The sequence below is a fragment of the Oscillibacter sp. KLE 1745 genome, from assembly GCF_000469445.2.
In the GTDB taxonomy this organism is placed as follows: Bacteria; Bacillota; Clostridia; order Oscillospirales; family Oscillospiraceae; genus Oscillibacter; species Oscillibacter welbionis.
Genome location: NZ_KI271712.1, coordinates 74,410 through 87,469 on the forward strand (window position 1 = coordinate 74,410; position 13,060 = coordinate 87,469).

The 13,060-nt window shown below is 59.7% G+C and carries 15 protein-coding genes; 7 read left to right on the forward strand and 8 right to left on the reverse strand.

Features of this window, described 5'->3' with window-relative positions; translation table 11 throughout:
- Positions 1 to 51: 51 nt before the first annotated feature.
- Both HMPREF1546_RS06580 and HMPREF1546_RS06585 read right to left on the reverse strand, forming a co-directional pair.
- Positions 52 to 480: a helix-turn-helix domain-containing protein gene (locus HMPREF1546_RS06580; protein ID WP_021750844.1), complete on the reverse strand. Its 429-nt coding sequence runs from the start codon at positions 478 to 480 to the stop codon at positions 52 to 54.
- A 91-nt stretch (positions 481 to 571) separates the two neighbouring features.
- Entirely contained in the window at positions 572 to 1,159 is a 588-nt protein-coding gene (locus tag HMPREF1546_RS06585; protein ID WP_021750843.1) for an NUDIX hydrolase, read from the reverse strand.
- Positions 1,160 to 1,477: 318 nt separating this feature from the next.
- On the opposite strand from HMPREF1546_RS06585, the gene spo0A reads away from it, so the two are divergent.
- Positions 1,478 to 2,239 carry a sporulation transcription factor Spo0A gene (spo0A, locus tag HMPREF1546_RS06590; protein WP_021750842.1) on the forward strand — a complete coding sequence of 254 codons (762 nt, stop codon included), beginning with the start codon at positions 1,478 to 1,480 and terminating at the stop codon, positions 2,237 to 2,239.
- A 50-nt stretch (positions 2,240 to 2,289) separates the two neighbouring features.
- On the opposite strand, the gene HMPREF1546_RS06595 is transcribed toward spo0A, so the two are convergent.
- Both HMPREF1546_RS06595 and HMPREF1546_RS06600 read right to left on the reverse strand, forming a co-directional pair.
- Positions 2,290 to 3,696 carry a DUF2812 domain-containing protein gene (locus HMPREF1546_RS06595; protein ID WP_021751795.1) on the reverse strand — a complete coding sequence of 469 codons (1,407 nt, stop codon included), beginning with the start codon at positions 3,694 to 3,696 and terminating at the stop codon, positions 2,290 to 2,292.
- Positions 3,693 to 4,019 (reverse strand): PadR family transcriptional regulator, encoded by a 327-nt coding sequence (locus HMPREF1546_RS06600; RefSeq protein WP_021750839.1) that lies wholly within the window; start codon positions 4,017 to 4,019, stop codon positions 3,693 to 3,695. The genes HMPREF1546_RS06595 and HMPREF1546_RS06600 overlap by 4 nt, the downstream gene beginning before the upstream one ends.
- A gap of 244 nt (positions 4,020 to 4,263) precedes the next feature.
- Here HMPREF1546_RS06600 and HMPREF1546_RS06605 point away from each other — a divergent pair, with 244 nt between their 5' ends.
- From HMPREF1546_RS06605 to HMPREF1546_RS06615, 3 genes are all read left to right on the forward strand, one after another.
- Entirely contained in the window at positions 4,264 to 4,443 is a 180-nt protein-coding gene (locus HMPREF1546_RS06605) for a hypothetical protein (RefSeq protein WP_021750837.1), read from the forward strand.
- Positions 4,444 to 4,622: 179 nt separating this feature from the next.
- Positions 4,623 to 4,880: a TIGR03905 family TSCPD domain-containing protein gene (locus HMPREF1546_RS06610; RefSeq protein ID WP_021750836.1), complete on the forward strand. Its 258-nt coding sequence runs from the start codon at positions 4,623 to 4,625 to the stop codon at positions 4,878 to 4,880.
- A gap of 165 nt (positions 4,881 to 5,045) precedes the next feature.
- A complete protein-coding gene (locus tag HMPREF1546_RS06615) occupies positions 5,046 to 6,185 on the forward strand; it encodes a glycosyltransferase (RefSeq protein WP_021750835.1) in 1,140 nt (379 codons plus the stop codon).
- 84 nt (positions 6,186 to 6,269) lie between these two features.
- Here HMPREF1546_RS06615 and HMPREF1546_RS06620 read toward each other — a convergent pair whose 3' ends face one another.
- Positions 6,270 to 6,638, reverse strand: a complete 369-nt coding sequence (locus HMPREF1546_RS06620; protein WP_021750834.1) for a DUF4180 domain-containing protein — start codon at positions 6,636 to 6,638, stop codon at positions 6,270 to 6,272.
- Between the two features lie 62 nt (positions 6,639 to 6,700).
- On the reverse strand, positions 6,701 to 7,369 hold the full coding sequence (locus HMPREF1546_RS06625) for a nitroreductase family protein (protein ID WP_021750833.1): 669 nt from the start codon (positions 7,367 to 7,369) through the stop codon (positions 6,701 to 6,703).
- A 563-nt stretch (positions 7,370 to 7,932) separates the two neighbouring features.
- On the opposite strand from HMPREF1546_RS06625, the gene HMPREF1546_RS06630 reads away from it, so the two are divergent.
- The 3 genes from HMPREF1546_RS06630 to HMPREF1546_RS06640 all read left to right on the forward strand — a co-directional run bounded on the left by HMPREF1546_RS06630 (position 7,933) and on the right by HMPREF1546_RS06640 (position 9,515).
- Positions 7,933 to 8,373, forward strand: coding sequence for a cell wall hydrolase (locus HMPREF1546_RS06630; protein ID WP_021750831.1), 441 nt, complete (start codon positions 7,933 to 7,935; stop codon positions 8,371 to 8,373).
- 12 nt (positions 8,374 to 8,385) lie between these two features.
- Positions 8,386 to 8,931 (forward strand): hypothetical protein, encoded by a 546-nt coding sequence (locus HMPREF1546_RS06635; protein ID WP_021750830.1) that lies wholly within the window; start codon positions 8,386 to 8,388, stop codon positions 8,929 to 8,931.
- Positions 8,932 to 9,002: 71 nt separating this feature from the next.
- Positions 9,003 to 9,515, forward strand: a complete 513-nt coding sequence (locus tag HMPREF1546_RS06640; protein WP_021750829.1) for a nitroreductase family protein — start codon at positions 9,003 to 9,005, stop codon at positions 9,513 to 9,515.
- A gap of 1,557 nt (positions 9,516 to 11,072) precedes the next feature.
- Here the strand turns inward: HMPREF1546_RS06640 and HMPREF1546_RS06645 are convergent.
- Positions 11,073 to 12,002 carry a 3-hydroxyacyl-CoA dehydrogenase family protein gene (locus HMPREF1546_RS06645; protein ID WP_021750824.1) on the reverse strand — a complete coding sequence of 310 codons (930 nt, stop codon included), beginning with the start codon at positions 12,000 to 12,002 and terminating at the stop codon, positions 11,073 to 11,075.
- An 11-nt stretch (positions 12,003 to 12,013) separates the two neighbouring features.
- Positions 12,014 to 12,958 carry an MBL fold metallo-hydrolase gene (locus HMPREF1546_RS06650; protein WP_021750823.1) on the reverse strand — a complete coding sequence of 315 codons (945 nt, stop codon included), beginning with the start codon at positions 12,956 to 12,958 and terminating at the stop codon, positions 12,014 to 12,016.
- Positions 12,959 to 13,060 lie beyond the last annotated feature (102 nt).

Sequence of the window (13,060 nt, forward strand, 5' to 3'; positions counted from 1 at the left end):
AGCGGGAAGCATTTTGCTTCCCGCCGCCCCGGAATTTTTTACAATACAGATTTACGACTCTCCGCGCGGGAGTTCCTGCGCTTGGACAGTGGATTCGGCCTCCGCCTGGAAACTGCGGAACGCCGCAAAGTTCAATAGAATCAACAATAAATTGACCATCACAAAGGCGATCAGCACCCCGGCCACGATCCTCCAGATCCGCCGGGCCCGGCGGTTTTTCACCGCCAGCTGCTCGGCGATGCGGGCCAGCTGCTCCGCTGTTCCGCCGCGCTCCGCCTCTGGCGGGACCTCCGGCCCCAGCAGAGCCGCGGAGGTGGTGTCCAGCTCCTCCGCCAGCCGGATCAGCAGGTCCGCGTCCGGCACGGACCGGCCTTTTTCCCATTTGGAGACGGTCTGCCGCACCACATGGAGTCGGGCGGCCAGCTCCTCCTGGGAGAGGCCCTTGGCCTTCCGCAGGGCCTTCAAATTCTCTGCAAGCATTGCGTTGCCTCCTTTCCGGGATCATTCTACCAGGGGAACCGCCGTTGCGGCAAGCAACGCAGACGCACATGGCCCCTGAGCTGCAGAGGTGTTACCCCCCCTGTTCCCCGGAGAACAGCGCCAGCTTGGCGTTGAGCTTCCTGTAAATGCGCTCCCGGAACCAGGGCTCCGACGAGGCAGCCACCGCCTCCTCCAGACCGAACCAGGCCACAGCGCTGTTCTCATCCGGCTTCCGGCGCACGGGGGCCGCCGGGTCTGCCTCCAGCAGGTAGGTCACATTCAGATGCAGGTGGGAGGAGACGTAGGCGCCCCGCTTCTCGTGGCCGTCCACAGTGAGGATTTCCAGAGAGTAAATGTGGGGCGATACCGGACGCACCGCCGTGAGTCCGCTCTCCTCCCGGACTTCCCGCATGGATACCGCCAGCAGATCCCGGTCCCCGTCCGCGTGGCCGCCCAGCCAGGACCAGGAGTCGTAGAGGTTGTGGTACGCCATCAGCACCTGTGTCCGGTCCGGGCTCACCACCCAGGCGGAGGCCGTCAGGTGCCCGGCAGCGTTGTCCCGGGTGTAAAGCGCCTCGCCGCTCCGCAGCCGCCGCAGCAGTTCCGCCCGGTCCCGTTCCTCCTGGTCATTCCAGGGGCGATACGCTTCTAATTCCTCCAGCAGCGTCACATGTCTCATCCTTTCTCTTGAGATGGCTCCATTGTACCACGGCCCCGTCCAAAAGGGAAGCTACTGCTGCCGGGAGACTCCGCACCCCTTGCGGCACAAGGAGTTAGGAGGCGCGGCGCAGAAAGTGTCGAATGATTCTTGGAAGTTATTTACAGTTTCTTGTTGCAAATCGTGTCCGTTTATGCTACTTTATAGAAAACGCGATTTGAAGCTTCATGAATCCGTCGTAAACAGGAGCGCCCACTTTTTTCCGGCAGGGAGAGGGGGCCTGCTCTGAAGCATTTGTGCCTGGTAAACGAAAATTGTGGAAAGAGGACAGGGGAAGACATGGACATCAGAAGAACTGTATTGCTGGCAGATGCCAATGAGGAATTCCGCACCCTTGTGCGGAAGATCATAGACGAGACAGAGGAGTTTTCGGTGGTGGGGTCTGTGGGAGACGGGACGGAGGCCCTGCGCCTGGCGCGTGAGGAAGCGCCGGACCTGATTCTGATGGATGTGGTCCTGCCGGGGCTGGACGGCTTCGGCGTACTCAAGCAGCTGCGGGAGCAGGAGGGGAAGGTTCCCAAGGTCATCCTGATCTCCGCCTTCTGCAGCGACAGCGTGGTATCGGAGGCTGTGGATCTGGGAGCCAGCTACTTTTTGACAAAGCCCGTGGAGGAGAACGCCCTGCTGGACCGGATGCGGGCGCTGTTCAGCCGGGGCGCCCCGGTGGAGGAACACCCGGCGGAGCTGAAGAATCTGGTGACCTCTGTTATCCATGAGATCGGTGTGCCCGCCCACATCAAGGGCTATCAGTACCTGCGGGAGGCCATCATGATCGCGGTGGACGACATGGATGTGATCAACGCCGTCACCAAGGTGCTGTATCCGGAGGTGGCCAAGCGGTTTTCTACCACGCCCTCCCGCGTGGAGCGGGCCATCCGCCACGCCATCGAGGTGGCCTGGGACCGGGGCGATCTGGAGACGCTGCAGAAGTATTTCGGCTACACCGTCTCCAATGCCAAGGGCAAGCCCACCAACAGCGAGTTCATCGCCATGATCGCCGACCGCCTGGTGCTGGAGCAGCGGAAGGACCGGAGAGCGTAAGAAAACAGACAGAAAACCAGCCGGGAGAGGGTATCCTCTCCCGGCTGTTGTCAGGCGTGCAGGAGCTTTTCCCCGATGACAGCCATCTGGTCTGCCGTCAAGCTCCAGTCCCAGGGCAGCTTGACCTCTGCCATCCGGTCCGGCCAGCACAGTAGGAATTGGTTCACCGGCTCTGCACCGGAGTACCGCTGGAAAACCTCCTCCGCACCCCAGGGGGCGGCAGTCACGGTGCGGTACTCCTCCCAATACTCCATGGGCAGCTGATCGTTGTCCCGCTCCACCCACTGGATGAAATCACGCTTGCACAGGCCATAGAGGAAAGGAAGCTTCACCGTGACGATCTCATAGCGCAGCTCCGGCAGGTCTCCGTCCCCCAGCCGGGCGTCCTGCTGGTACTCCCCGTGGGCGGCCAAGGGGGACCACTCCACATCCGCCTCCGTGGACCAGCCGTCATAGTCGATATCGATCAGGTCCTCCACCCGCAGGGGGATGGGATCGGCGTAGACGGACCAGGTCATGCCGTGGGCGGTGTAGGTCTCCACCGGCGGATGGTCCTCCAACCAGCCGGAACCGGCATTGCGTATCATGAGGGCGAACAGACCTGTTGTTCCGCCCGCAAACATGGCGATGCAGATTCCTACGATTACCAGGAGGTTGGCCCAGGGCGGGCACCGCAGCCGTTGGAGAGCCTTCCGGGCGGCGTTGGCCAGAAAATAGACCAGTGCGAAGAACAATACCATCCCGATGGTCAGTATGACCATCCCGGTGGACCGGCTTATGGAGGCAAACAAGCCTGCAATCAGGAGTCCGGACCACATCAACACCAGAATGCCAAGCCCCCGGGCACTCCGCAGGTCCGGCAGGGGCAGCCCCGCCTCGACGGCGGCCTCGGCCCGCCGCTGCCAGCGGTGGTAGAGCAGCAGGCTTGCCAGCGTCAGCACCAGCAGCGGCAGGTAGGCTGTGGCCGCCAGTAGGGCAGTGGGGCTGGCCAGGGTCTCCACGGGATCCGTCCAAATCTGGTAGCATTGAAACGCCACTTCCAGCAGGCAGAGGAGCAGCAGCGCCAGGTAATTGCGCATCATGGGCTTTCCAATGCTCCGTCGGATGTTCTCCAGCTCCGCCGCCGGGTCGGTGTCGATGGGAACGGCCGCCGGATCCTCGCTGTAAAACACCTGTACCTGGTCGGAGCTGGCCGCCCGGTGCCACCCGGCTTGGGCGCAGTAGTCCTGAAAGGTGTCCAGCCCCGCCGGCGGAGCGGGAGAGAACCGCCCGGCCCCGGCGAAAAAGGTGACGGCGAACCGGAGCTGCTTCGGCTCTGTCCGCCGGTAGTGCCAGGACCAGGTCCCCAGCCGGTCCAGCATCCAGCCCCTGGCGGCCATGTCTGCCAGATGGTCTGTGACCCGCTTCCGGTCCAAAAAGCTGTACAGGGGCATCCACTCCCGCTTTGTGTGCTTCATGGGGCGCCTCCTTCCGATTCCATCAGCCGTTCATAATCCGCCGTCAGCTGCCGCAGCCGCCGGGCCTCTGCCTCCAGGGCTTCCCGCCCAGTGGGGGTGAGCACATAGCTCCGCTTCCGGCCCTCCACCTTCGTCTCCCGGATGTACCCAGCCTGCAAAAACTGCTCCAGCAGGTTGTACAGCGTCCCTGGGCCCACCGCCACCCGGCTGCCCGTGGCCTCTGCGACCCAGGCCATCACGTCGGCGCCGCACCGCTCCTGCCGCAGGCACAGGAGAATGTAGAACATCTGCTCGGTCAGGGTCTGAAATTTTCCCCGGGCCATGGCGCTGCCGCCTCCTATTATCGAATATCGTTATTGCTTTGAGACCACTATATCATCGAATATCGATATTGTCAAGCCGGGATTCTTTAACCCGCCTGCAGTCTCTTTTCGAGATAACTGATGATGACGCAAACGCTGCCACCTTCGCCAGGCGGCCTTGATCCGGATCAGATGATCTGATAAAAAATACAGGTTTCCCGGACGGGCAAGACCCATTCGGCGGATTGGGGAGGAGGCAAATTACATGCAGATATACTGGTGGTTTCTGATTCCTGCTTTTTTCCTTCTGATCTTTTCGGACCGGATAGACAGAGCCGTCAAGGCAAATAGAAAGCTCAGAAAAGCAATGTTGGTAATACTGGCTTTGTGCAGCGGCCTGCTGCTGGTATCTATCATGGCTGTGCTTGCATCGCGCTTTGCCTGAAATCCGAAACGGCAGGAATGGACCCTGACAGTTGGGGAACGGAAAGGAACCGCCGCATGTTCCGCTGAAATGACGGAGAATTTCCCCCCCCCCTTCTTCAAATTGTGCCGCCTCTTGCCATTCCCGGCGGGATGTGATATCCTAAACGGGCAATATCATGAAAAGAGGAGATTTCGACCATGACGTATACGTTCCGTCCCCGGGGCGTCTGCTCCCAGGAGATGCGCGTGGAGGTGGATGACGCCGGCATCATCCAGAAGATGGAGGTCCTGGGCGGCTGCAGCGGCAACCTCCAGGGGATTTCCGCCCTGGTGGTGGGGATGCCTGCCCAGGAGGCGATCCACCGTTTGAAGGGCATCCGCTGCGGTGCCAAGAGCACCTCCTGCCCAGACCAGTTCGCCTGCGGGCTGGAGTCCGCCCTGGCCAAACAGAAATAAGCCTGAGACAGGCCCTGCGGCACCTGCCGCGGGGCCTGTTGTTCAGAGTCCGTTCAGAGATCCCGCAGGCGACGAAATTCCCTGGACAAGCGATGAAAAACATGGTAAACTAAACCGTTAGCGGCGGAAGCGCCGCCAAACCAAAGAAAGACGGTTCAGACGTTTATGAAGATCGTTTTGGTCATCGACCAGTTTGACGACGCGAACAACGGCACCACCATCAGCGCACGGCGTTTTGCCCAGGCGCTGAAGAACCACGGCAACGAGGTGCGGGTCATCGCCACCGGCAAGCCCGCGGACTACAAGTACGCCGTGCGGCAGATGAGGTTCTTTCCAGTGGTGGAGCATCTCATCACCAGCCAGGGGATGCGGCTGGCCATCCCCAACCGCCATGTGTTTGAAAAGGCGGCGGCCTGGGCGGACGTGGTGCATTTCATGATGCCGTCGCCCCTGGGCATCATGGGCCTGAAGCATGTGGAAAAGCTGGGCATCCCTCACACGGCGGCCTTCCACTGCCAGCCGGAGAACATCACCTTCACCCTGCACATGGGCAACAGCAGGCGCGTCAACGACTTTGTATACAACCGCTTCCGGGATACGTTCTTCAACCGGTTCACCCACATCCACTGCCCCAGCAATATGATCGCGAACCAGCTCCGCCAACATGGCTACACCGCCCGGCTCCACGTGATCTCCAACGGCATCAGCCCGGAGTACATCTACGGCAAGCGGGAAAAGGAACCCTGGATGCAGGGCCTCTTCAATGTGCTGATGGTGGGCCGCTACGCCGGGGAAAAGCGTCAGGATGAGCTGATCGACGCCTGCGCCAAGTCCCGCCACGCCCGGGAGATCCAGGTGATCCTGGCGGGAAAGGGTCCGCTGGAGAAAAAATACCGCCGTCTGGCGGAGAAGCTCCCCAATCCCATCGTCATGGAGTTCTATGAGCCTGCCCGCCTGCTGGAGATCCTCCACATGGCGGATCTGTACGTCCACACCTCCGACGCGGAGATCGAGGCTATGAGCTGTATGGAGGCATTTGCCTGCGGCTTGGTGCCGGTGATCGCCGATTCCCCCCGGTCCGCCACGCCCCAGTTCGCCCTGGATGAGCGGAGCCTGTTCCCGGCCGGGGACACAGACGCGCTGGCCCAGCGAATCGACTGGTGGATCGAGCACCCGGAGGAGCGGCAGGCAATGGAGCGCCGCTATGCCGAACACGCCAGACAGTACTCTCTGGAGGAGTCCATCCGCCAGACGGAGGAGATGTTCCGTCAGGCCATTGCGGAGCAGCGGGGGGCGAAAGCCTAAGCGCCCGGAAAACCGAACACGCAGAAGAACCAAAGGGACGGCAGCGAAATCGCTGCCGTCCCTTTTGCGCCGCCGCGGGGCTGCTCACTCCGCGTCCGTCAGCCGCTGGACGGCCTCCTCCATGGTGGACACGAAAAAGAAGTCTTTGCCATGATTGGACTCGCGGATAAAGTCACGCAGCGGCTTGCTGGCGTAGTGGGAGTAGTCGCCGTAAATGGCGGCCTTGAACCGGTAGTTCATCAGCTTCTGCAGGATGTCTCCCGCCACGCCGGTGCTGAGAATGAAAAAGTCGCTGCACACCAGGCGCTTGTCGATGGCCAGCCTGGACGCGCCGGTCTCATACCGGACGGACATGGCCAGGTCCAGGGCCGCACCCGCGTCCGTGATCTGCACCTTCCCGCCGGAGAGCACTGCGATGGCGCCCCGCGGGGCTTGTATAGTTTCGATATTCATCAAAATCCTCCTGACAGGGGCGGGAGGCCCGGAGGCTGCCGGAAGACCGGCTCCCTGTCCTGTCAGGGAGCCCAGCGGAACTGCGCGGTCCCCGCCCCGATTTCAAAATGGTATTTGGCAATGCCCAGGTCCACCTTGGTGTAAAAGCCGGTTCCGGCTTTCGCGGCCACGCTGCCGCCTTGAAGCGTGAAGGTAAATTTCTGCTGGTTCATGGCTGTGGGCGCCAGCAGTGCCGCCCGCACGCCCCGCTGGAACCAGTCCGGCACAGGGGAATCCGCCTTGGACACCTCTTCCGGCTGCTTGACCGGGTGCCCGGCGCCCTGGGTGGTGCCGTAGCCCACCGCGATCACCAGGCAGAGCTTCTCGCCCGGGGCGATCTGAAAGGCGGTCTTGACCTTGCTGTACGTCATGGCGACCCAGCAGGTGTTGAGACCCAGCTGCTGGGCCCGCAGTACGATCTTCTCCCCGTAGTACCCGCAGGCTTCCTCCAGGTTCGGGGACTTCTTTCCGATCAGCGCGATGTAGTTTTTTACGCCGGAGAACTTCCCGTAGTGGGCCGGAAGCCCTCCGAATCCCCTGGGCTCATCCAGAACAAGCTGGATGTGAAGCCCGCTCTCCCAGTTGCACTGGGCGATGCACGCCAGTAGTGCTTCTCTCGCCTCCGGCGCGATGGGCCGGTCCTCATAGGAGCGGACCGCATGCCGGTGCTCCATGGCCTCGAACAAATCCATAACTGTATTCCTCCTGTGATAGCCGCAGTCAATCCTCGCCGCTCTTGTCCGGAGCGTTTCTCAGGATCTGCAGAATGTCTGCGAACAGGCGCGCTACGTTTTCGATCCCACTGTCCTACAGGGCCAGATAGTAGAAGACGTGAGTCGCCTCTTTTCGGGCTTTTATCACACCTGTCTCCCGCAGAACCTGCAGGCGGGGGAGACAACAGGGCGCGCAGCAGGTCCTGCCGCGTCTCGCCGCCAAAGGCGGTGAATCGGTTCCGGCACGGCTGGAACTCCCTCCGCAGATGTGCGGGATCTTGAGGCGTATTTTCCATGCCGCGGCCGCCTGACTCGTTCGCTGAGAATCCAGTATACCACATTCCGGCTGGGCCGGTCCATCCGGAAAAAATCGAGACCGACTTTTTCGCTGGGAGACTCCCCCCTTCACGGGACCGGGAGGCTGCCGCTGACACCTTCTGCAGTCCCTGTACATATCCTGAGGGTGAAACGTCCGGGCCAGGCGGTCTGCCGGACCGGCGTTTGGTACGTATGGCAGGCCCCGACAGAGGAGTGATCGACCAATGGCTTATTCCGACCGGGAGCTGCTGGCGCGCCTGATCCAGTGCGAGGCGGGCGGAGAGGGTGAAGACGGCATGAAGGCGGTGGCCGGTGTTGTAATGAACCGGGTCCACGCCAAGGGCGGGGAGTATGCCCGGGTCGGGCAGGGCAGCATCCGCAATATCATCTTTCAGCCCTATCAGTTCGTCTGCGCCAGCGAGACGGAGGGCGGCGCCTACAACCCCCAGAATATCTACAACATGAGACCCGAACAGATCCACTATGACATCGCCGACTGGGCCATCGCGGGCAACCGCCTGCCGGATGTGGCGGATTCCCTGTGGTTTTACAACCCCTTCGGCCCCACCTGCCGGTCCTTCTTTCCCTCGAAGGTGGGATACTGGCAGACCCGGATCGGCGACCACTGCTTCTATAATCCCACAGACGCGTATTATCAGACTTGAGAGGTGTTGGAAATGGCACACTATCAGAATATCTACAACGGCGGAAACGGTGCGCCTCCTGTGGCGCAGGCCGCGCCCAGAATGACGGACTGGTCCGGTGAAGTCACACCCATGCCCGCTGACCCGCCCATGCCGGAGGCGCCCGGCCGCACCGTCACCAGTGCCGGCCGCCCTATGGACCGCCTGAACGTCGCAGAGGAGCAGGGCGGCCAGTCTATGGGGTCCCTGGACATGCGGAACCACCTGCCCAGCGAGGTCATCACGGACCCCATCTCCATGGAGGAAGCCTACCGGGGATCTTTGAAGGCTATGCTGAAGAAAAACGTGGGCAACTACGTGGTGGCCACCTTCCTGGTGGGCACCCAGAGCACCACCTCCTGGGAGGGGATTCTGTACGATGTGGGCAACGACTATATGACCATCTACCAGGAGGGCCGGGACCGCTACATCGTCTCGGACATTTATTCCCTGAAATTCATCGAGTTCTACGACACCCGCTGCCGGGACATCTGCGACGAGGTCCTCCGCAGCGGCTGGATGCCCAACCAGGGGATGTGAGAAAAACAGTTGCGGCGGCCGCGGGGATGTGCTAAAATCAGGTATCTCTACATCAGAAAGGAAGCATCCCCATGGATTTTGCGAAACTGGCCGCGGAGCGCTATTCTCTGCGGAAATTCAGCGACCGTCCCGTGGAGACGGAGAAGCTCTCCGCCGTGCTGGAGGCCGGCCGCAATGCCCCCACTGCCCATAACCTCCAGCCCCAGCGCATCTTTGTGCTCCAGAGCTCGGAGGCGCTGGAAAAGGTGGACGGCTGCACCGGCGCTCACTTCCATCCGCCGGTGATGCTGCTGGTAGCATACGACCCGGAGGCCGCCTGGAAGCGGGAGGACGACGGCAAGAACCACGGCGAGATTGACGCGGCTATCGCCGTCACCCAGATGATGCTCCAGGCCGCGGACCTGGGCCTCGGCACCACCTATGTGGGCATGTTCGACCCGGAGAAGCTCCACGCCGCATTCCCGGAGCTGGCGGGGCTGACACCCATCGCCCTGCTGCCTATGGGCTATCCGGCGGAGGGCGCCCATCCCTCCCGCCTGCACACGGACCGCAAGCCCCTGGAGGAGCTGGTGCGGTATCTGTGACAATAAGGGATCTAGAATCAGGGGCGCACGCCGTGCGCCCCTGAATTTGAATGACCCTACTCAATTCAAACAAGCCGATGCGACTTGTAGATTGGGTGGGGTTGTTTTATGCCTTGAAAGCCCTGATATGACAGCGTTTGCGGAATACAGCTTGCGGACATCTGAAGGAGACACAAAAACCAAAGCGCATCAAATCGATGCAGAAAACGTAAAAATCAGGCAATTGGAACCGGAATGTCTCTTTTCGTATTGACAATGTAATTTTCCTCCATTTGGCAAGGTGTCAGACTTTCAATGTACGATGGGTATTATAAAACTTGATATATGAAGCAACACTGGCTTGAGACGCTCTATCGGAAGGAAGGTCCTTTCGGTAGAGCTCTTCTTTTTCAGTGATGCGAAGAATGTCTCTGCTACTGTGTTGTCATACGGTTTACCGAGGTGAGAAAAGGGTTGCTTCGTATGGTGCTCACATAAGAACTGCTGGAAACGATGAGAGAGATATTGTGACCCATAGCCACTATGAAAGATGAGTTCGGATAGAGGCTCGGGATCCTCATACGCCATTTTAAAGGTGGCTGTGATGAGTGGTATGCTGCTTTTTTCTGATCTTATATGCAATTACTCTGTGAGAAAAGAGGCCGCTCGGCACTGAATTGCTGCCGAAGAATGCTTTTCTTGTACTCCAGCTTTGTTGCATTATCTCGCGCAAAAGAAGCGGTTATATTTACCTTCTGCAAACAAAGAACCGGCATGAAGTATCCTGTGCAGCGGCATAACATAATCAATGAGTTTTTTGATCTATTGCAAAGGCCGGGGGTCGCAGAGGTAAATCGCATATCCAGATAAGCTGGATTTTGAATGGTTAATTTGATCCCAAAGACCTAATTTCGTTTTATGCGCTGAAATTCTGGAACTGTTGTGAAATAAAGCTTTGTACGTGTATTTTTTAGTCAACACATGACAAGCCACCGAAAGTATGTTGCTTTCGGCGGTTTGTAACGGAAAAGTTCCTTGTGTTCTTTGTGACAGGATGCTAACTTTTCTCCGCCTTTATTCCATCTGCGGAAACCTTCGCAGTTCCGTCACGCACTGGTACAGCACTGCTCTGCAGTTCCGGCAGATGATATACTTCATTCGGCTGTTCAGGCGTCCGTTTCGGCGGAAGGCTACGATGGCCTCGTTCTGCTGCCGGTCGATCCCCAGGTCATACGATCATCCGCAGTAGGCACAATGGGAGACGGGGATCTGCGGCTGTTTTTTCTCTCGGTATTTTATCAATCTCCTCTCTTACGGCATCTGACTGGCCGCGCTTCTTCAAGATCGGTTTCAACCGCCAGGTGGAGGAGGGGATCATGGGGAATTGGTCCATGCGACGGCGGATGATGGAGCCACTATGGATGACCGCGAACCAGGAGCCTACTGTTTCGCCAACGAACCGGAGGATATCGGCTTGGTGTGCTGCGGGCAGACAAGAGAAACCAAGGCGGCACAGTCCAGCACTGCGCCGCCTTGGTGGTTGTTGTAAGGGATGAAATTTACAGGCTGCTGGGGAAATTAATCCTCCGGCAACTTCCAGTTGAAGTTTTTCAGATACGGAGCAGTTACTCTCCGGCGGAAGTCATCCATGTCCCGCTGTCGCCAATCATAGACGCCGACGCCGGTCTTGTAGCCCAGATCGCCCCGGTCTAGCCGCTCCTGGATGAAGGGCTGCACTGCGGTGTCATTGCACAGGTCCGGATAGAGGTATGTCTCGATGCTGGAGATCAGGTCCAGGCCCGCGTAGTCGAAGTGGTCGAACAGGCCGATGGAGGTGTACCGGGGGCCCCAGCTGGAGCGGATACACTTGTCGATGTCCTCCGGTCCGCAGATCCCCTGCTCTACCATGTAGACGGCCTCCCGGTACAAGGCGTGCTGGAGGCGGTTGGCGATGAAGCCAGGGGCCGGCTTGTTCATCCAGCATACCTCCCGACCGCAGTGTTCCAGCAGGGCTGAGACAGCCTCCAGCGCCTCTGGGTCGGTAAAGTCGTTCTTCACCAGTTCCACGCAGGGGACGATGTGGGGCGGATTGTAGGGATGGGCTACCATGACCTTCTCCCGTGTGGCCACGCCCTTGGCCAGGTCTGCCGGAGAGATGGCGGAGGTGGTAGAGGCGATGGCCTTCAGATGGGGGCAGTTGGCCTCGATCTGGCGATAGACTTCGTACTTCACCGCCAGCTTCTCCGTGACGCACTCAAAAACGATCTCTACGTCTGCCAGGTCCTGGTAGGACTCCGTGAAGGACAGCCGCCGCTCACAGGCGGCCGCCTGCCGCTCGGTCACCAGGCCCTGCCCCACCAAGTCCCGGTAATAGGTGCGGTATTTCTCCAGGCCCACCTCCGCGTTTTTGGCTAGCACGATGGTGGGGATCCCGTTGCCGGTGAACAGCACCGCCATGCTGATGCCGATCATGCCTTTGCCGATGATGGCGACAGAGCGTTCAGTCATCCCGTCACCTCTCACAGTTCGGCCTTACGCATGAGATAGTCATAGCACTTGCGGACGTTGTTGGTCTGGACGTATTCCATGCACTCCGGCTGGCCGATGTCCATGAGGCAGCGGTCCGCGAAGCTGATACGCTCCACGCACTCCTCTTTACTCCAGCCCTTTTCGATGCCCTCGCCCACGGCAGCCAGCCAGGCGTACAGGAACTGCTTGTTCTCCACAATGCACTCCTTGCCCTTGACGGGGCCGTGGCCGGGGATGATGTAGTCCACATCCAGACTCTGCAGCCAGTCCAGGCTGTGGAACAGGGCGTCGAAGTCCACGCTGTGGAGCCAGATCTGGCAGGCGTTGAAGATGTTGTCGCCCACAAAGACGCACCGCTCCTGGGGGACATAGACGCTGGACTGCTCCGGGGAGTGGCCGGGGGTGTGGAAGATCTGGAAGGTGTGGTCCCCCAGCTTCAGTGTCATGCGGTCGGAGAAGGTGATGTCGGGCTTGCCGATCTCCTCCTCCCCCTCGGGCAGCAGCTTGGCAACCTGGGTGGGATCCTGGCGCTTCAGCAGATCCAGGTTATACTCATAGGTGGTCTGGTTAAAGGCGGGGGGGATCTTGTAGTAGCCATCCACCATCTTCTCGTGGGAGATGATGGTGGCGCCTTCCCTTTTCAGATAGGGGTTACCAAAGACGTGGTCGATGTGGGACTCGGTGTTGATCACATACTTGACACCGCCGCATTTCTCCTTGGCAAAATCGATCATCTGCTCCAACTGGGTGATCCACTGTGCGGTGTCGATGAACACAGCGCCTTGGCTAGTGAGCACCATGGACGGGTCGCAGCCCCGGATGCCGGGGAAGGAATACACATGGGGGGTGATCTGCTCCATCTCAATGTCAGGAGAGCTGATGGACTTCACATAATCAGCAAAATGGCTCTTCCCGACTCCAACAATTTTCAGCATAGAGTAATGTCCTCCTTCAATATACGTAATAGATATGCGGCCACAGTGGGACTCAGCGCAGCACCCGCAGGATGGCCCGGGAGGTCTCTTCCACAGAGGGTT